The 18,638-nt window shown below is 43.0% G+C and carries 21 protein-coding genes and 2 pseudogenes; 20 read left to right on the forward strand and 3 right to left on the reverse strand.

The genetic code is table 11. From position 1 onward, the window contains the following. Both A3GS_RS11905 and A3GS_RS0110465 read left to right on the forward strand, forming a co-directional pair. Positions 1-139, forward strand: a pseudogene (locus A3GS_RS11905) (IS200/IS605 family transposase); the annotation flags it as partial. Positions 140-320: 181 nt separating this feature from the next. Then, positions 321-1,535 carry a chloride channel protein gene (locus A3GS_RS0110465; protein WP_018365341.1) on the forward strand — a complete coding sequence of 405 codons (1,215 nt, stop codon included), beginning with the start codon at positions 321-323 and terminating at the stop codon, positions 1,533-1,535. Here the strand turns inward: A3GS_RS0110465 and A3GS_RS0110470 are convergent. Then, a complete protein-coding gene (locus tag A3GS_RS0110470) occupies positions 1,532-1,903 on the reverse strand; it encodes a potassium channel family protein (RefSeq protein WP_018365342.1) in 372 nt (123 codons plus the stop codon). The genes A3GS_RS0110465 and A3GS_RS0110470 overlap by 4 nt on opposite strands. Positions 1,904-2,210: 307 nt before the next feature. Here A3GS_RS0110470 and A3GS_RS0110475 point away from each other — a divergent pair, with 307 nt between their 5' ends. Continuing rightward, positions 2,211-2,852: a Rossmann-fold NAD(P)-binding domain-containing protein gene (locus tag A3GS_RS0110475; RefSeq protein WP_018365343.1), complete on the forward strand. Its 642-nt coding sequence runs from the start codon at positions 2,211-2,213 to the stop codon at positions 2,850-2,852. 39 nt (positions 2,853-2,891) lie between these two features. On the opposite strand, the gene A3GS_RS0110480 is transcribed toward A3GS_RS0110475, so the two are convergent. Further along, positions 2,892-3,491 (reverse strand): TetR/AcrR family transcriptional regulator, encoded by a 600-nt coding sequence (locus tag A3GS_RS0110480; RefSeq protein WP_018365344.1) that lies wholly within the window; start codon positions 3,489-3,491, stop codon positions 2,892-2,894. Positions 3,492-3,579: 88 nt separating this feature from the next. On the opposite strand from A3GS_RS0110480, the gene A3GS_RS0110485 reads away from it, so the two are divergent. From A3GS_RS0110485 to pepV, 10 genes and pseudogenes are all read left to right on the forward strand, one after another. After that, positions 3,580-4,230, forward strand: a complete 651-nt coding sequence (locus A3GS_RS0110485; protein WP_018365345.1) for an NAD(P)-dependent oxidoreductase — start codon at positions 3,580-3,582, stop codon at positions 4,228-4,230. Further along, the gene (locus A3GS_RS0110490; RefSeq protein WP_018365346.1) at positions 4,227-4,946 is read left to right on the forward strand and encodes an SIR2 family NAD-dependent protein deacylase; all 720 of its coding nucleotides are present in this window, start codon (positions 4,227-4,229) and stop codon (positions 4,944-4,946) included. Before A3GS_RS0110485 ends, A3GS_RS0110490 begins: the two co-directional genes overlap by 4 nt. Before the next feature lie 33 nt (positions 4,947-4,979). Next, positions 4,980-5,306: pseudogene (locus A3GS_RS0110495) on the forward strand (ATP-binding cassette domain-containing protein); the annotation flags it as partial. A gap of 5 nt (positions 5,307-5,311) precedes the next feature. Then, positions 5,312-5,521, forward strand: coding sequence for a hypothetical protein (locus tag A3GS_RS0110500; RefSeq protein ID WP_018365348.1), 210 nt, complete (start codon positions 5,312-5,314; stop codon positions 5,519-5,521). Between the two features lie 85 nt (positions 5,522-5,606). After that, on the forward strand, positions 5,607-6,533 hold the full coding sequence (locus A3GS_RS0110505) for an AraC family transcriptional regulator (RefSeq protein ID WP_018365349.1): 927 nt from the start codon (positions 5,607-5,609) through the stop codon (positions 6,531-6,533). Positions 6,534-6,896: 363 nt separating this feature from the next. Then, positions 6,897-7,217 carry a bacteriocin immunity family protein gene (locus tag A3GS_RS0110510; RefSeq protein ID WP_018365350.1) on the forward strand — a complete coding sequence of 107 codons (321 nt, stop codon included), beginning with the start codon at positions 6,897-6,899 and terminating at the stop codon, positions 7,215-7,217. Positions 7,218-7,344: 127 nt separating this feature from the next. Next, positions 7,345-7,713: a VOC family protein gene (locus A3GS_RS0110515; RefSeq protein ID WP_018365351.1), complete on the forward strand. Its 369-nt coding sequence runs from the start codon at positions 7,345-7,347 to the stop codon at positions 7,711-7,713. Between the two features lie 193 nt (positions 7,714-7,906). Further along, positions 7,907-8,509 (forward strand): nitroreductase family protein, encoded by a 603-nt coding sequence (locus tag A3GS_RS0110520; RefSeq protein WP_018365352.1) that lies wholly within the window; start codon positions 7,907-7,909, stop codon positions 8,507-8,509. Next, entirely contained in the window at positions 8,509-8,937 is a 429-nt protein-coding gene (locus tag A3GS_RS0110525) for an ACT domain-containing protein (RefSeq protein WP_018365353.1), read from the forward strand. The genes A3GS_RS0110520 and A3GS_RS0110525 overlap by 1 nt, the downstream gene beginning before the upstream one ends. Then, a complete protein-coding gene (gene pepV, locus A3GS_RS0110530; RefSeq protein ID WP_018365354.1) occupies positions 8,927-10,333 on the forward strand; it encodes a dipeptidase PepV in 1,407 nt (468 codons plus the stop codon). The genes A3GS_RS0110525 and pepV overlap by 11 nt, the downstream gene beginning before the upstream one ends. Before the next feature lie 47 nt (positions 10,334-10,380). On the opposite strand, the gene mnmE is transcribed toward pepV, so the two are convergent. Continuing rightward, on the reverse strand, positions 10,381-11,754 hold the full coding sequence (mnmE, locus tag A3GS_RS0110535) for a tRNA uridine-5-carboxymethylaminomethyl(34) synthesis GTPase MnmE (protein WP_026216382.1): 1,374 nt from the start codon (positions 11,752-11,754) through the stop codon (positions 10,381-10,383). 466 nt (positions 11,755-12,220) lie between these two features. On the opposite strand from mnmE, the gene rpiA reads away from it, so the two are divergent. The 7 genes from rpiA (at position 12,221) to A3GS_RS0110570 (ending at position 18,578) form a co-directional block, all read left to right on the forward strand. Continuing rightward, entirely contained in the window at positions 12,221-12,895 is a 675-nt protein-coding gene (gene rpiA / locus A3GS_RS0110540) for a ribose-5-phosphate isomerase RpiA (RefSeq protein ID WP_018365356.1), read from the forward strand. Positions 12,896-13,073: 178 nt separating this feature from the next. Beyond that, positions 13,074-14,285, forward strand: a complete 1,212-nt coding sequence (locus tag A3GS_RS0110545) for a phosphopentomutase (RefSeq protein WP_018365357.1) — start codon at positions 13,074-13,076, stop codon at positions 14,283-14,285. Positions 14,286-14,304: 19 nt separating this feature from the next. Continuing rightward, positions 14,305-15,126 carry a purine-nucleoside phosphorylase gene (locus tag A3GS_RS0110550; protein ID WP_018365358.1) on the forward strand — a complete coding sequence of 274 codons (822 nt, stop codon included), beginning with the start codon at positions 14,305-14,307 and terminating at the stop codon, positions 15,124-15,126. A 13-nt stretch (positions 15,127-15,139) separates the two neighbouring features. After that, positions 15,140-15,841, forward strand: coding sequence for a glutamine amidotransferase-related protein (locus A3GS_RS0110555; RefSeq protein ID WP_018365359.1), 702 nt, complete (start codon positions 15,140-15,142; stop codon positions 15,839-15,841). Next, positions 15,834-17,084: a chloride channel protein gene (locus tag A3GS_RS11910; protein WP_018365360.1), complete on the forward strand. Its 1,251-nt coding sequence runs from the start codon at positions 15,834-15,836 to the stop codon at positions 17,082-17,084. The genes A3GS_RS0110555 and A3GS_RS11910 overlap by 8 nt, the downstream gene beginning before the upstream one ends. 8 nt (positions 17,085-17,092) lie before the next feature. Further along, entirely contained in the window at positions 17,093-17,797 is a 705-nt protein-coding gene (deoD, locus tag A3GS_RS0110565; protein ID WP_018365361.1) for a purine-nucleoside phosphorylase, read from the forward strand. 1 nt (position 17,798) lies between these two features. Then, on the forward strand, positions 17,799-18,578 hold the full coding sequence (locus A3GS_RS0110570; protein ID WP_018365362.1) for a hypothetical protein: 780 nt from the start codon (positions 17,799-17,801) through the stop codon (positions 18,576-18,578). Positions 18,579-18,638: the final 60 nt, after the last annotated feature.

Below are 18,638 nucleotides of genomic sequence, written 5' to 3' on the forward strand. Positions count from 1 at the left end.
GGGCTATTATGTGAGCACAGTTGGACTGAACGAAGCCACTATCAAAAAATATATCCAAGAACAAGAAAAACATGACCTCGCCCTAGATAAATTGAGCGTAAAAGAATACGAAGATCCCTTTAGGGATGATGGCAAGTAATACCAACGCCTCTTTAAGAGGCAAGTGACGAGTCAAAAGCAGTGAGGCTTGAACAAAGTGAAAGCCAGCGTCTTTAGGCGCTGGCTGGNGATGTGGGCTTATAGCCCCTGTTCAAACCACCCGTTAGACGGGTGGTCATGATTCTGAGAGGCTATAGAGCCTCTTTCTTGTAGGTGGAGATATGTTTGGAAAAAAAGATGTTGTGTTGGTCTTGCTTGGTTTGGTTTATAGTAGCGTGATCGCTCTGGTTTCTTATGGTTTTATCATGGTTGAAAAGCTGGGTAGTCATTTCTTGTGGGAAAGTCTGCCACATCAATTTCATCTGGGCTCAGTCTATTCCTTGCTTGTCTTAGGGCTTTTGACTAGTTTGGTAACTTTTCTCAAAACCAAGTGGGGCAATCTTCCCAGGACTAGCCATGATTTGTTGCATGAACTGGCCGAAAACAAAACGGTCTCTTATCACAATACTTGGCAAAATCTTGTCTTGGCTCTAGTTATCTTGATTTCAGGAGCAGGCGTTGGTCCAGAAGCTCCTTTACTGGGAGCGGTCATTGCCTATTCCATCTGGCAGGCAGATAAATTGCGTTATTTAGAAGCTAACTGGAATCAAGTCAACGGTCAGAGGGTGCTGAAATGGCTAGAATACCTATTTCACCCTAGTCGCTACCTTCTACCTTACCCAGCTAGCCAAAAACAAACAGGGAAAAAATTACGCAATCTCTTGATTGCCAATGGTTTATTGGTTTTCTGGTTGATGATGCGATTGACAGACCAACCTTCTTTTGTGACTAAATTAGGTGACACCAGTTGGTCACTGATGGATATTCTCTTCTTTTTACCACTCTGCTTGTATGGATTTGCAGTCGGTAAAGGCTATATGTGGTTGAAAGGTGGTATTCGTGGAGGTTTAGATAGGTTAAGCTTTACCTTACCCACCAAGCTTAGCCTTGGTGGTATCGCTATCTTTTTGGTTACTCTACTAGCCCCAACTTTGCTGTTTTCAGGACAACATAGTCTGCATTCAGTTGTCGAACTTGGGTTAGAAACACCTGTTTTGACCTTAATCTTTTTGTCTTTTGCTAAATTGCTGTTTTTGGAAATATGCTTGTGGTCAGGTTGGACAGGTGGGGATATTTTCCCTATTACTTTTTCGGCATTTTTACAGGGATTCGCAGTAGCCCAAGTCTTTCCACGGGTAGATAGCTTGTTTGTTGTCTTGGTAGTTAGTTTGTCCATGGCTATAGCTTTGCTTGAAAAGGAATGGTTAGCGGGTATTTTTATCAGCCTGTTCTTCCCAATTCAGTTTTTCCCTATCTCCTTGTTGATGATTGGGTTGATGATACTTGGGCGAAAGCTGAGCTTATCGATTATAAAAACTGAAAAAACTGGTTCCTAAGAGCCAGTTTTTTGCTTGTCATTTTCAATTGCTAATGAGTAGTGTTTGCTGACTTCGGTATAGTAGCTGACAACTATGCCAGATAGACTTCCTAAAAAGAGGATACCATAAATGGCTAAAATGATACTGATGATTCGTCCAAGAGTCGTCGTTACCAGCATGTCTCCATAGCCAAGAGTTGTTGCTGTTACAAAACTATACCAGAGACTATCCCCATAGCTGACAAAGTTAGGTTCCAACCAGAGAAGCAAACCAGCGGCGACAAAGATAAAACTAAAAAAGGAAGCGAGAAAGGTCGTAAAGCCCGTCACTTTCAGGATATGCCAGATAATACGAAGACGGTGGATGTGGTGATTTTTATCGGTCATGGTATTTCTTATCTCCTAAAGATAATTTTTTACATCAGCACACTATTGGAAAGAATGGTGATGATTCACTAAAACTATTATACCATGTTAGTTGACGAAGATAAGGGTAATATCGTTGACGTAAAATGATAAGTAAAAGCCGCAAACTGTCATTCAAAATCTGCTTGTGAAGGTTTATAATCTATCTTGTAAAACACTTTTTCTTTACCAATCAGATGAGATCGTTTTACAAGAGGTCGTTTTGATGTTTAGTGACGGTTGCTGGCAAAAGGAAGCTATTTCAACAGACGACTAGGAAAGGAATATCATGTCAAACACAGCCATACTCTTAGGTGCAACAGGCGAGGTGGGTGGTCATCTGTTACAGGAATTGGTGACCAATCCCAACTACCGCAAGATTTATGTTTTGGGAAGATTCTCCATTAACAAACTCCCAAATTATCAGAAAATCGAGAAAATCATTATCGACTTTGACAAGCCTATTGTCAACCCAGGTGTTCTACTCGGAGCGGATGTATTCTGTGCTATCGGAACAGGGGAGAGGCAAGATTTTGAAAAGGTGGACTACGGGTACGCCTACGGTTTTGCAAAACTCTGTGCAGGCAAGGTCAAGAGCTTCAATTTAGTTTCCGCTATGGGTGCCAATAGTAAAACACGCTATAAGTATTTGCAAGTCAAGGGGCGTTTGGAAGAGGATTTACTCAAACTCAATCTCGGCACTCACCGCTTTTATCGTCCTTCTATGCTGATTGCGCCTAAGCGAGAAGGATTGACGGTGGATGAAGCCGTTTGGATCAAAATCTTCCAAGTTATCTCGCCAGTCCTAATCGGTCCCATGGCGGGCTGGAAAGGCATTCGCCCCGAGCAGGTGGCGCGTGCCATGGTCAAAAATGCCCTCCGCAACAATCCCCAAACCGTCTATCTACACAAGGATATGGTGGCGGACTAGCATACAAAAACGACAGGTTGCGTAACCTGTCGTTCTTGGCTAATCCTGAGAGGCAGGGTTCTTTTGATTGAGCTGACGGCTCGCTCCCACTCGGACATCGAAAAGAAAGCTGGCCAGTTCCTCGGCAGTGATAGTAGGGTTTTGAGTCCAGTACTCAATCACACCGAGAAATAGAGATACAGTCGTATAGGAAAAGAGCTCTTGTGCGGGCTTGGCTAGGCGCTGATGAATATAAGGGTGGGAAGTTTTTTCTAGCTCAATCAGGAATTTGAGGAGTTTATTGCTAAAACCGAGATGAGACTGATAGGAGGTCAGGATTAGCAGGGTGTCTAGCTGTCGCTGAATGACTGTCAAAAAGTCGGTCAGAGCCTGCAAGACTTCCTCTTTGCTGGCATTTTCCTGAAGACCTTTTTGCAGTGCCTTGTGGGGGTGAACGAGACTCGCAAGGACATCGCCTTCGATGCTCTCCAAAATCTCCCATTTATCCGCAAAATAGCGGTAAATGGTCACGCGATTGACTCCCGCCCTTTGTGCAATACTGCTGACGTTTATGGTATGAATCTCCTGTGTTTTGAGCAGATCAAGCAGGCTTTCCTTGATGAGAAGCTCGGTTTGATCTCTTTTTTGCTGATAAACCATGAAAATGCAACACTATCTTTCATTTTGTAGTTTCATTTTACCACAATCCCGCCTATAATGGAACTATCAAGAAGAAAGGAGTCGAGAAATGAAGTTACTCATTATTGGAGCGACAGGACAGACCGGTCAGGAATTGCTCAAGCAGGCTCTGGCACAGGGGCAGGTGGTGTCTGCCTATGTACGCAATCCCCAGAAATTACCAGCTGACTCCCGCTTGACGATTTACCAAGGTCAGTTGAGTGAAGAAGACAAACTAAGACAGGCTATGACAGGGCAGGACGCAGTCTTGCTCACGCTGGGAAACAGCTTTGCCAATCGGAGCCAGCCTTTCTTTGAAAAGGTTATGCCGACCATCATTGCCAGCATGAAACAGGCGCAGGTGCAACGGCTCATCAGTCTGTCCTCGCTGGGAGTTGGCTTGACCCTTGGCAATACCCGCTACCCCTACCGCTTGGGGGTGCAGACCTTTTTAAGGGGCAATCATCGTGACCACTGGCTTGGCGAAAAAGAGCTAGGAGACTCTGGGCTCAACTGGACGACTATCCACCCAAGTCCTCTCTTTAATGGAGAAAAGACAGCCCACCCCAGCTATCATCTGGCTCATACAGGCTACAAGGTCTCAGGCATAGCCCGCACCATGCGAGCAGATGTAACGGCTGTCATGCTGGAGGTGCTGGCACGACCAGAGACCTACCAGCAGGCGCTGGTCATGTCGTCCCAAGAGGAGGGCAAGCGATGAAAGAAATAGAAACCCTCTATCACTATTTGAAAGCTAGTCAACGGACGATTGTCGTGACAGGAGCAGGCATATCCAATAGCTCTGGGATTAAGGATATGGAGCGCATGGATACCTTAGAAATCTTGCAAACTACCTTTGAGCCCTTGGTGCTCCTCCACCCTAATCGGAGTTACCGCTTATTGCACAAGCACTTTTTAGAGCCTATGCTTGAGCAGGGGCCTAGTCTGACGCATCAGGTATTGGCGGAGCTGGAGCAGGCAGGCATGGTGCAGGGCATCATCACGACCAATATTGACCACCTGCATAGCCTAGCAGGCTCAAAGCAGGTCGCAGAAATCCAAGGGAGCTATGCTCTCAACCGTTGCGCCAAGTGCCAGACGATTTATCGAGGGCTTGAGGTCTGGCAGAGGGGGAGCTATCCTCGCTGCGCCAAGTGCGGTGGCTTGGTCTTAGCCTTTCCTGTCTATTCCCATGTGGGGCTTGAAGAGGAGGCTTATCAGCAGGCTTGTGACTGGGTAGCGACAGCAGACCTCCTCCTTATCATCGGGAGCAAGGGCAACTACGGTAGCTACCTCGCATATCGCCCACAGACAAGCCCTATCCTACAAATCAATCCGCAAGCAACTCAGTTTGACGACCTAGCGACTCTGACGATTCGCAGGGATTCAGATGACATCTTTGCCGCTCTCCAAGGCTTACGCAAGCCTGACCAGTAAGGACGAACCAAATCATAAAGGAAGAAAGAAAACATGTTAGAATTAAAAAATATCAGTAAACAATACCGCACAGGCGATGAAGTGCAAACAACGCTGGATCAGGTCTCGCTGGCCTTCTCCAACCGTGAATTTGTCTCTATTTTGGGGGCAAGTGGTAGCGGGAAGACGACCCTGCTCAATATCATCGGTGGCTTGGATACCTATGACGGCGGAGACTTGCTTGTCAATGGCACATCCACCCAGTCCTTTAAAAAACAAGATTGGGATGCCTATCGGAATGGCACTATTGGCTTTGTCTTCCAAAGTTACAATTTGATTAGCCATTTGAGTATCTTGGAAAATGTCAAAATGGCCCTTACAAATGCTTGGTAAATGGCTACATCAAGGCTATGGAAAACAACCCAGCCCCAGGTTCAAAACCAGAGGTTATCTCACGTACCGTTCTTAAAATCATCAACGCCCGCAACCCTAAAACACGTTACCTTGTTGGTCGTGGCGGTAAATTACTTGTCGGTATCCGTCGTATCTTCGGAGACAAAGCCTTTGACACTATGATGTTGGCATCTATGCGTTAATAACTTGGCAAGAGGCGAGTATCCTCTTTTGCTTGGTCAGCTGTGGCGTGATTTGGTACAATAGTTTTAGAAAGAAGAATTGCCTATGAAACTCACCATTACCAACCAATTTCAAGAATTTCTAAAAGCTATCGGAGCAGATATCACTGTTCTCTTGCAGCGAGCGGAGGTTCCCAACAAGCTCTGGCAGGAAGAAATCAGCCTGACCACCCTGGAATACCACCGTCTCTTACAGGAATTTGACCGCGTTATGTCTGAAGAAAATATCCGTGCTCTCAGTCAAATTTCCCAGATCCAGATGTTCGTGCCAGCCTTATTTGTAGCACTTTCATCTCCGCATGGTATCGAAGCTCTAGACCGTTTTGCTCGTTTTAAGAAAATTGTTGGTCCTATTGAGGTAGATGTCATCGAGGCGGAGACGACTGTTTCTGTCACCTATAAATTCGCCCATGCCAACATGGACCTGCCTAAATTCTCTGTCCTCAATGAGCAGCTACTTGTTCTTAACATGATTCGGACAGGTGTCGGGGAGAGGATTGTGCCACTAGTGGTGGAAAGTCCCTATGACTATGAGGCAGAAACGGTCGAGGAGTTCGGTGTCACGATTCAAAAAGGCGATAGCAATCGTCTGGTCTTTGATAAGGCAGATTTGAAAAAGCCATTTTTGACCCAGAACAATATCATGTGGCAATACTTGGAGACCGAGCTCAATCAACACCTGGCCCAGCAGGTCAGAGAGCAGAGCTTCGCAGGCTATGTCCAGCAAGAACTCTACTCAGCCATTCCAAGCGGCTTTTTCTTGGTAGAGGATATTGCCCACAGGCTTGGTCTCAGCGTGCGGACCCTGCAACGCAACCTGTCGGTTGAAAATACCAGCTTCAAACAGGAACTGCAAGCCGTTCAAAAGGCTATGGCCTTCTCCTATCTCAAGATGAAACTGCCAACAGAGGAGATTTCCAGTCTGATTGGTTACAGCGAGGTCAATGCTTTCAGTCGTGCCTTTAAGAAATAGACGGGCATGAGGGTTACTGAATATAGACAAAAGTTACTTAGTAATACATGATTCATTGCTCTTATTGCTGCTAAAATAGCAAAAATTTACTAGAACTTGAACAAGAATCTGGGTATACAATAAAGGAGTCATCCCATGATGAACTCCTGTTTTTGTGTTAGAGACGTTGTTATTTTATTGTAGGTTTAGCGGTAAATAAGTTGATTCTCATCTATGGTATCTACCTCTGTTGACTGGGATGAGGTTTGTCTTGTTTATGGTCTAATCATTTGACTCTTGAAAATTCATGTTACCAAACTGTTATCTCATTGAGTTAAAAAAGTAGTATAATTATAGCCAATTTAATAAGGAGATAAGTGTGGCATGATAAAAGCATCAGAGAAAAAAGAAGCTCAAGACAGAGTTTTGCAGGTTGTTTATGATTTGGTTTTGAATCCAGAGATTTCAGACGAGGAGCGTCAGATTTTATTGACATTCAAAAATCATCTTGAAGCGGGGAAGGACTTTGATAAGGAGCTCTGCTATTTGTCAGAAAATCTACGACAATTATCAGTTAAACGGCTTAGCCAGAAGCAAGCACTGAGTCCAGCAGTCAGAGATTTCTATAAAAATTTCATCACCACTGGTTTGAAAGAGTCTGAAATAGCTCGAGGTTTAGCTTCTGTAGGCATTTGGCTAAACTAATTAATAGTCAATCAAGAAACTTGACGCTGGCATGCCAATATAGTATGATTAGGTTCAAATTGACTGTTCTTGACAGTGGTGAGAAGTTAGCATCTCAGTTAAGAGCAAGTAAATATGAGAGGTTAAGATGTTTTCAAAAAATTTTGCTATCATGCTTTATGTAGATGATGTGACAGCTGAAAAAGATTTTTGGCAGGCAATCGGTTTTGATATTATGATGGAGTCAGAGATGATGGGGTTCAAAACTTTTGACATGCGCCCATCAATTGACAGCACAGTACTTTTTACAGTTTATGATAAGGACTTCATTCGTCAAGTGTCGCCAGAAGTCCTCGATTTTCAGCCTAGTATCCTTTTCGAAAGTTCAGAGATTGAAGCTCTCCATGAGCGCGTAGCGGCAGTGACTGGTACTGTCAGCGCCATCAATGCGGAACCCTTTTTCAATTTCAATTTTGCCAGTCCAAGTGGTCATTACTATGCTGTAAAAGGTATTTAATGGAGTATATTTGAAAAAGATCGTTAGAGTTTTCTAGCGATCTTTTGTTTGCTTAAAGATTATTGTCTTTGGTGGGAGTGTATGGCTTCATTTTAGTTTCCTTATTTGGGACATTATATCACAAAAAGCAAGTCTGAAAGCGGATTTTATGGTAAAATGATAGGGCAAATAAAAATAGATAGGAAGTTTTATTATGAAATTTCTAGAATTAAACAAGAAACGCCATGCTGTCAAACATTTCAACGCTAAAAAGGTTGATTACAACGATTTACGCACAGCTATTGAAATCGCTACGTTAGCACCCTCTGCTCATAATATCCAACCATGGAAGTTTGTAGTTGTAAAAGAGAGAAAACAGCAACTAGCAGAAGTGATGTATGGTGGCAATAAAGATCAAGCTCAGGAAGCACAATATGTTATTGTTATTTTTAGTGACACAGACCTTCCAAAACGATCACGTAAAATTGCTCGAAATGGGGTTAAAATTTTGTCTGATGATACCTTGAGTCGCTATATGCAATCCTACCCCACTATGTTTCAGCAGTTTAGCCCACAAGTCACTAGCGACTATCTAGCTTTAAATATTGGATTGGTGACGATGAATTTGGTTTTAGCGCTGACCGATCAAGGTTTGGCTTCAAATATTTTTCTTGGTTTTGATAAGACAAAAGTCAATGAAGTATTAGAGATTGACCGTCGTTTTCGACCAGAAGTCTTAGTGACAGTGGGGTACAGTGATGAAAAGACTGAGCCAAGCTATCGTTTACCTGTAGATGACATTATGGAGGTAAGGTAATGGCAGCCATCCAAGATTTAAATCAGCTTTTGGCGAGCATGGAGCCTGTTTTAAAAGAAGAGGTTTTTGTGTTTGCGACCTTGACTGCCTCGTCACAACTTCCTTTTGACTTGATTGAGGCAAGTATTAAGGAAGAGGAAGGTTTGTCAGTTCTTGTCACGGAAAAAATTGCACACACCTATGGCTTAGAGGCTCAGTTTAGATCAGCTTGGATTACGCTAAATGTTCACTCCGATTTGGCTGCGGTGGGTTTAACAGCCGCTTTTGCAAGCGCATTAGGAGAAGCTGGTTTAAGCTGCAATGTGGTAGCTGGAAATTACCATGATCATATCTTAGTGCCATATGATAAAGCGGACTTGGCGATGAGAACATTAAAAGGATTACAAGAAGTAGCACAGAAAGAGAGTTTAGAGAAAAATGACAATTGATTTTAAAGCAGAGGTTGACAAACGCAAAGATGTCATGATGGAAGACTTGTTTAGTCTTTTGCGCATCAATTCGGAACGCGATGATACCCAAGCTAATGATCAACATCCTTTCGGGCCTGGACCTGTGAAGGCATTGGAGCATTTTTTGGCAATGGCAGAGCGTGATGGTTATAAAGCCCGCAACATTGATAATTACGCTGGTGATTTTGAATTTGGTGAGGGAGATGAAGTTCTTGGGATTTTTGCCCATTTGGATGTCGTGCCAGCAGGTAGTGGCTGGGACACCAATCCTTACGAGCCAGTCATCAAAGATGGTAAACTCTATGCGCGTGGGTCATCAGATGACAAAGGTCCAACAATGGCTTGCTACTATGCTCTTAAAATCATCAAAGAACTTGGCTTACCAGTGTCTAAAAAAGTTCGTTTCATTGTCGGTACCGACGAAGAATCTGGTTGGGGGGACATGGACTATTATTTCGCCCACAACGGTCTCAAAGATCCAGATTTTGGCTTCTCACCAGACGCTGAGTTTCCTATTATCAATGGCGAAAAAGGTAACATCACCGAGTACCTTCATTTTACTGGGGAAAATAGCGGAGCTTTCACCTTGCATCGCTTTGCTGGCGGACTTCGCGAAAACATGGTACCTGAATCAGCAACCGCAGCCTTCACTGCAGATTTTGCGCTAACAGACTTGCAAGAAAAGCTGAATGCATTCATTACAGAATATCCAGTGACAGCCGAGCTTAAAGAAGAAGCAGGTCAATTTGTCTTGACAGTCTTTGGTAAATCAGCTCACGGCTCAACACCAGAAGCGGGAATCAATGGTGCCACTTACCTGGCCAAATTCCTCAATCAATTTGCTTTTGACGGTTCTGCTAAAACCTATCTTGACTTCATCGCAACTGTCCTTCACGAAGACTTTTCTGGTGAAAATTTAGGCGTAGCCTACACAGACGATAAAATGGGGCCTCTCAGCATGAACGCAGGTGTCTTCAACTTTGACAAGACTTCTGCTGACAATACCATTGCGTTGAACTTCCGTTACCCACAAGGGACAGATGCTCAAACTATCAAGGCAGGTCTTGAAAAATTAGAAGGCATTGGAAAGGTTACCTTGTCAGAACATGAACACACTCCTCACTATGTGCCTGCTGATGATCCATTGGTGGCAACGCTTTTGTCAGTTTATGAAAAACAAACTGGCCTCAAAGGTCACGAACAAATCATTGGGGGCGGAACTTTTGGACGTCTCTTAAAACGAGGCGTAGCCTTCGGTGCCATGTTCCCAGATTATGTCAACACCATGCACCAAGCCAATGAATTCGCTGATGTAGAAGACCTTTACCGCGCCGCAGCCATCTATGCTGAAGCTATTTATGAGTTAATCAAATAATCTTTCAAAGGCTATAAAGAAAAGGGAATCCGCTAGGATTTCCTTTTTTATTTCCCAAGGCAAAATTGACTAAAGAGTTGGGTAATGAGCTCATCTGGTGCGGCATCACCTGTAATCTCTCCGAGAATTTCCCAAGTTCTAGTCATATCAACCTGCAATAAATCAACTGGCATACCCAGTTCCAGTCCTTCGTTGACAGCACGTAAGCTTTCAACAGCTTTTTCGATCAAGGAAATATGGCGGGCATTGGATAGATAAGTGGCATCTTGTTCCACAATACCAGCATTATCAAAAAAGAGTTGATTAATACGTTCTTCAATGAGGTCAATATTTTGATTTTTCAAAACGGAAATACGGATGACATCACTAGGCAACTCATCAACTTCAATGACTTCGGGTAGATCAGTCTTATTGAGCAAGATGATGCGGTTACTATTTTGACTGAGTTCTAACAAAGTACGGTCTTGTTCAGTGAGTTTTTCTGCTGCGTTGAGGACAAGTAGCACAAGGTCAGCTTCGTTAAGGGCTTTTTTGGAACGTTCAACACCAATTCTTTCAACGATATCATCTGTTTCGCGAATACCAGCGGTATCAACAAGTTTGAGAGGAACGCCTTTGATATTGACGTATTCTTCGATGATATCACGAGTGGTGCCTTCGATGTTAGTAACGATGGCTTTTTCTTCACGAAGAAGGTTGTTGAGCAGACTTGATTTACCAACGTTTGGTCGGCCAATGATGGCAGTAGAAAGACCTTCGCGCAAAATCTTGCCACGGCGAGCTGTTCGTAGAAGATTTTCCAGAAGAGCCTGAAATTCTTGCGTTTTCTCGCGCATGAGAGCAGTGGTCATTTCCTCAACATCATCATATTCAGGATAGTCAATATTAACTTCGACCTGAGCCAAGGTATTGAGAATTTCTTGGCGCGTGTTGTCAATCAAAGATTTGAGAGAGCCATCCAACTGTTTAACAGCGATATTCATGGCCTTATCTGTTTTGGCACGGATAATATCCATGACAGCTTCAGCCTGAGTCAAATCAACGCGGCCATTGAGAAAAGCACGCTTGGTAAACTCTCCTGGCTCAGCCATGCGAGCTCCTTGACGTAAAATCAGTTGCAAAATCTCATTGGTTACAGCAATACCGCCATGCGTATTGATTTCAATAACATCCTCGCGCGTGAATGTCTTAGGCGCACGCATGACCCCAACCATAACCTCATCTAAAATCTCATCTTTTTGTGGATCAAAAATGTGACCATAGTTGAGCGTATGCGAATCAACCCTTTCAAGATCTTTTCCCTTAAAAATGCTTTTGGCAATGGTTAGCGCATCGCTGCCGGAAATACGGACGATACCGATAGCTCCTTCTCCCAGCGGTGTTGCGATAGCAGTGATAGTATCAAACTCTTTTGTAATCATACGGTTATTGTAACGCAAAAGAATAGAGGAGGCAAGTGATTGCTATCTCCTGCTTGGTAGTTCCCTTCTTTTTAAAATCTATTAACAAAAAATGTTGAAGATCTGTCTCCAATCCTTCCTCAAAGGGGTGAAATAAAACATTTCGAAAGTAGAAAAAGACTAATGTTGCAGTCATTCCTGCTAACAAATGTTTTATTTGAATTGATAGTTAGCCGATCTTTAAAAGTTAGTTGTTCAGAAAATGAGTTCCTTGTAACTCAGTCTGTATTTTTCGTCAGAAAACCTGACCCCCGATACGATGTGCAAAGTCCTTCAGAAAAATGGCGAGGAGGCCACCATAATCGGTAAGCGTTGATTTTTCTTTCCCTTCTCTTTGCGACTTAAAATATTAAAATGCTTCCAAAAATGGCTTTAGTCATGTTATAATATGATTTGAGATGACTTTTATAAAATCTAGGAGGAGTCTATGGAAAAACTAAAGAAAATTGCCGCTGTCACAGCGACTCAGTATGTTAAAGATGGTATGGTTGTTGGTCTTGGAACAGGTTCAACAGCTTATTATTTTGTTGAAGAAATCGGTCGTCGTGTTCAAGAAGAAGGCTTGCAGATCATAGGTGTTACAACATCTAGTCGGACGACTGCACAGGCTGAGAGCTTGGGGATTCCTCTCAAAGCTGTTGATGATATTGATATCATCGATGTCACTGTCGACGGTGCAGATGAAGTTGATCCAGATTTTAACGGTATTAAGGGTGGCGGTGGCGCTCTTCTCATGGAAAAAATTGTTGCCACACCAACAAAAAATTATATTTGGGTAGTTGATGAGAGCAAGATGGTTGAAAAATTGGGTGCTTTCAAACTTCCTGTTGAGGTCGTGCAATATGGTGCAGAACGCATCTTCCGCGAATTTGCAGCTAAGGGTTATAAACCTTCTTTTCGTGAATATGATGGTGTGCGCTTCGTGACAGACATGAAGAACTTCATTATTGATCTAGATCTTGGTGTCATTGACAATCCAGTTGAATTTGGCAAGGAATTAAAGGCTATGACTGGTGTTGTAGACCATGGACTTTTCACTGGAATGGTTAATAAAGTCATTGTCGCTGGTAAAGACGGCGTCAAAGTACTTGAAAGACCTTAGTATTTTTAAGCAAAATCTATAAGTAAATTCCTAAGCTTCTCTCTTTGCTTCTGATTATCTTAATCTTGTTTGGCGTTGCTGGAAACGGTGGCTTTAGCGATTAAATAAAGGAATCAGCAAAGAAAGCACTTGGGCAGGTCATGGGTGCCAACCGTAACCACCCTTAGAAAGAAATAACATGTCAACATTTGATCGTATTCACTTAGTCGTTCTGGATTCTGTCGGAATCGGTGCAGCTCCAGATGCCAATAATTTCCAAAACGCTGGTGTACCAGATGGTGCTTCTGATACTCTGGGACACATCTCAAAAACTGTTGGACTTAATGTACCAAACATGGCCAAGATTGGCTTGGGCAATATCCCGCGTCCGCAAGCATTAAAAACTGTCCCAGCTGAAGAACATCCAAGCGGTTATGCTACAAAATTACAGGAAGTCTCTCTTGGTAAAGACACTATGACTGGTCACTGGGAAATTATGGGACTCAATATCACCGAACCCTTTGACACTTTCTGGAATGGTTTTCCAGAGGAAATTATCACCAAGATTGAAGAATTTTCCGGTCGCAAAGTTATTCGTGAAGCCAATAAACCTTATTCAGGAACAGCTGTTATTGAAGACTTTGGTCCACGTCAAATGGAAACAGGTGAATTGATTATCTACACTTCAGCTGATCCAGTTCTCCAAATTGCAGCACATGAGGATATTATTCCGCTTGATGAACTCTATCGTATTTGTGAATACGCACGCTCTATTACCTTAGAACGTCCAGCTTTGCTTGGCCGTATTATTGCTCGTCCTTATGTGGGAACTCCAGGACATTTCACACGTACAGCTAATCGTCGTGACCTTGCCGTGTCACCTTTTGCCCCAACTGTTCTTAATAAGTTGGACGAAGCAGGCATTGACACCTTTGCTGTTGGTAAAATCAACGATATTTTCAATGGTTCAGGTATTAATCATGACATGGGACACAATAAATCAAATAGTCATGGTATGGATACATTGATTAAGACTATGGGCTTGTCTGAGTTCCAAAAAGGCTTCTCTTTTACTAACTTGGTTGACTTTGATGCTCTTTATGGACACCGCCGCAATGCACACGGTTATCGTGATTGTTTGCACGAATTTGATAAGCGTTTACCAGAGATTATTGCTGCTATGCGCGACAAAGATTTGCTGCTGATCACGGCTGATCACGGAAATGATCCAACCTATGCAGGAACTGACCATACTCGTGAATACATTCCGCTTTTGGCTTACAGTCCATCCTTTACAGGCAATGGCCTTATTCCAGTGGGACATTTTGCGGATATCTCAGCAACCATCGCTGATAATTTCGGTGTTGAAACAGCCATGATTGGGGAAAGTTTCTTAGATAAGTTGGTCTAAAACAGGAAAAGGAAATTTTATGTCTGAACAATTAAGTTTACTCGAAAAAATTGAAGAAGCACGTCATTTTTTGAAATGGCGTGGTTGTGATGCGCCAGAATTTGGTCTCATTCTAGGATCTGGTCTTGGTGAATTGGCTGAAGAAATTACCGACTCTATTACTGTTGATTATAAAGACATTCCACACTGGGGCTTGTCAACAGTAGCAGGGCATGCTGGCAAATTAGTTTATGGTGACCTTGGTGGACACAAGGTCTTGGCTCTTCAAGGCCGTTTCCACTATTATGAAGGAAATCCTATGGAGCTGGTGACTTTTCCTGTCCGTGTCATGAAGGCCTTGGGGTGTGAAGGAGTTTTAGTCACCAATGCTGCTGGTGGAATTGGCTTTGGGCCTGGTACATTGATGGCTATTTCAGATCACATCAATATGACTGGTCAAAATCCTCTGATTGGTGCTAATCTGGATGATTTTGGTCCACGTTTCCCTGATATGTCAAACGCCTATACGCCCGAATACCGTAAAGTTGCTCATGAAGTAGCTGATAAGATTGGCATTAAGTTAGACGAAGGGGTGTATGTTGGTGTATCTGGACCTTGCTATGAAACGCCTGCTGAAATTCGTGCCTTTAAGACACTAGGTGCGGATGCTGTTGGTATGTCAACGGTTCCTGAAGTGATTGTTGCAGCTCATTCTGGGCTTAAAGTTTTGGGGATATCTGCTATTACTAATCATGCAGCAGGTTTTCAATCGGAACTTAACCATGAAGAAGTGGTTGCCGTTACCCGACGCATCAAGGAAGAATTCAAGAGCTTGATTAAATCTATTCTGGAAGCCTTGTAGAAATTAGGTTAATATGCGTGTTCATTTTATTATTCATGAGAGTTTTGAAGCACCAGGTGTTTATCTGGATTGGGCTAATCAGCACCATCAAGTTAGCATGACCAAATGCTATGAAAATCGGGCTTTGCCACAGTCTATTGATGATTTGGACATGTTAATTGTCATGGGAGGGCCACAAAGTCCTCAGACGACAAAGGAAGAGTGTCCTCATTTTGATGCGGCAGCTGAAATGGAACTCATTCAGCGTTTTGTTGCAGCCGACAAGCCCGTTATCGGTGTCTGCCTCGGCGCTCAGCTATTAGGTCAGTCTTACGGGGCTCAAGTTCAATCTAGTCCACATAAGGAAATTGGAAATTTCCCTATTCACTTGACAACAGCTGGTCTGGAAGATGAGAAGTTATCGTCTTTTAAACCCAACTTGGTTGTTGGCCATTGGCATGGAGATATGCCTGGTTTGACTGAGAATGCTCAGGTCTTGGCCAAAAGTCAAGGCTGTCCTCGTCAGATTGTCAAATACAGCGATAAGCATTATGGATTTCAATGCCACTTGGAATTTAAAAAGGAAATGGTTGAAGCACTTTTGGCTCAGGAGGCTGACTATGAACAAAGCGTAGCCAGTCATCCTTTTGTGCAAGAAGCAGAAGCTATTCTGTCTTATGATTATTCTGAAATGAACCAAGCTTTAGTATCATTCCTAGACCATTTTAATGCTTAAACTACAAAACACTTACCAGTGGCGTTTACTCTGTGCCCTTGTCCTGACAGCAATTTTTGCAGGTTTGGGTGGTATCTTTTTGCATGAGCTACTACATGTTGTTGAGAAACTTCTCTTTGGTCAAGCTGAAAGTCAGGGAGCAACTTTCTTTCTCTCCGTTCCTCCTTTGCGACGGTTCTGGGTTGCCTTTGGCACAGGCCTTTTGTCAGCCTTTGGTTGGTTGATTTTACAAAGCAAACATAGGCAAATCTTATCTATCAAAGCGCAAATGGCGCAAGATGAACAAAGTCAGTCAGACCGTCCCATTTTGTGGGTTCATTTCTGTCATATTCTTTTGCAGATTGTTTCTGTTGGTGCAGGCTCACCAATCGGAAAAGAAGGAGCTCCGCGTGAATTGGGTGCTCTTGGTGCAGGGAGAATAGCAGCTTGTTTCAAGTTGACTTTACCAGACAGGCGCTTTCTCATTGCTTGCGGTGCGGCGGCAGGCTTGGCGGCTGTTTATCAGGTACCGCTTGCTAGTACCTTCTTCATTTTTGAAACTTTGGCTATTGGCCTGTCCATACGCAACCTTTTATTGGCAGGCTTGGCGACCTTCTTAGCTGCTTGGATGGCTCAGTTGGTCATTTCGTCTGAAGCACTTTATCAGATTGCTGCTTTTAAGACGAATTGGTCGAGTCTTCTCGTGGCACTTGTGGTAGGAGCAATTGTTGGTCCTTTGGCGCAACTTTTTCAAAGGATTGTTGTCGTTGCCAACTGTCATAAGCAAAAAGACAAGCTTATCTTAGCCTATTTGCCGCTTGTTTTTGCCCTACTGGCTCTATTGTCTCTTACTTTTCCTGAACTTTTGGGAAATGGCGGAGCTTTCGCCCAGCAAGTCTTTAATGGTATGGGTATGAAGCATACTTTCTTGCTGTTATTCTTAAAAGCTGCGTTGGTTGTTTTTGTCATGCGTGCTGGTGCCTATGGTGGCACTTTGACACCATCTTTTGCCATGGGTAGTGCCTTAGGACTTATCATCTTTTCTGGCTTGCATCTGCTCAATCCAAATCTTGCTAGCAATGCAGCTATTTTATCGGGTGCAGTAGCTTTTCTGGCTACGACTATGAGCGCGCCACTGACAGCTGTTGGCTTGGTTATGTCCTTTACTGGTCAACCACCGTCAGCCCTTTTACCCTTGCTTGTGGCAGTTGTTACAGCTCATTTTATCAATATTTTTCTTACAACATTACTAAATAGAAATTGAGGAAACTTATGTCAATTCATATTGGTGCCGAACAAGGCCAAATTGCTGATAAAATTTTACTTCCTGGTGACCCTTTGCGTGCCAAATTTATCGCAGAGCATTTTTTAGAAGATGCTGTATGTTTTAATGAGGTCCGCGGCATGCTTGGTTATACAGGAACCTATAAAGGGCATCGTGTCTCAGTTATGGGAACAGGGATGGGGATGCCTTCTATTTCCATCTATGCTAATGAGCTCATCACTTCTTACGGTGTTAAAAAGTTAATCCGTGTCGGAACAGCAGGCTCAGTTAATAAAGATGTGCATGTGCGTGACCTAGTTTTGGCGCAGGCTGCTGGAACCACTTCAAGCATGATTAAAAATGAGTGGCCACAATATGATTTCCCACAAATTGCTGATTTTGATCTCTTAGATAAAGCGTATCACATTGCTAAGGATTTGAAATTGACAGCGCATGTTGGTAGCGTGCTTTCTATTGATGCTTTTTATTCAGATTTTGCAGATAATAACATCAAGCTTGGTCAACTAGGCATCAAGGCATTGGAAATGGAAGCTGCGGCACTTTACTATTTGGCTGCTAAACACGGTGTGCAAGCTCTGGGTATCATGACTATTTCAGATAGCTTGGTCAACGATGAGGACACAACGGCAGAAGAACGTCAGACTACTTTTACTGACATGATGAAAGTTGGGCTTGAAACCCTGATTGCTTAAGATGACAGATTTAAAAGAAGCCATTCGCATTTTAACGGAGGTTTATGCCTACAATCACGCCTATAAGCTGGCTTTGTCTTCTAAAGATAGTTCTGATGATTTACTCTTCATCTTGGGTATGCTCAAGGAGCGGCGTGAGCTGAATGTGGATTATCTCTTCCAGCATCAGTCTCGGCTTAAGCAGCTTGAGCAGTCTTATGGGCTGAAGCTCTTGCACAACAAGTACGAAAAAGAATTGTTAGCCAACTACATCATGGATTTGGAAGCCAAGCTTAGAAATGGTGAAATCATTGATTTTGTCAGAGCTGTCAGTCCGATTTTATATCGTCTCTTTATGATTTTTCTGACGAGAGAAGTTCCTGACATCATGGATTATATTAATGATTCTAAAAATGATAACTATGATTGTTGGAAATTTTATAAGATGAAGAATGCGGATAATGAAGCTGTTCGTCATTTTGCTAGTAAGTGGCGGGATACGCGTGTTAATTCAAAAAGTTTGGCAGAATTCATTCAGCTGACCAATGTCTCCAAAAGCGTGAAAGAGGCAGTGCTAACTTTGAGGAATTTTGAAAAGAATGTCAGAAATCCCCTTGCTCATCTCATTAAATCTTTTGATGAAGAGGAGTTGCACCGCACAACGAATTTCTCTTCTCAGGAATTTTTGAATCAGATTATCTATCTTGCCAGACAAGCAGGCGTCTACTACGATGGTAGAAATTTCTACTTTGACTCTGTCAATCAAGTGATTTTGACCTTACTGAATGAGGAAAGTATCTAATCTGGTAAAATGTTTGAAACAAAAATAAGGTTGGGGCGAAAGCCCCAGCCTTATTTGCAT

This window comes from Streptococcus caballi DSM 19004 (assembly GCF_000379985.1).
GTDB lineage: Bacteria > Bacillota > Bacilli > Lactobacillales > Streptococcaceae > Streptococcus > Streptococcus caballi.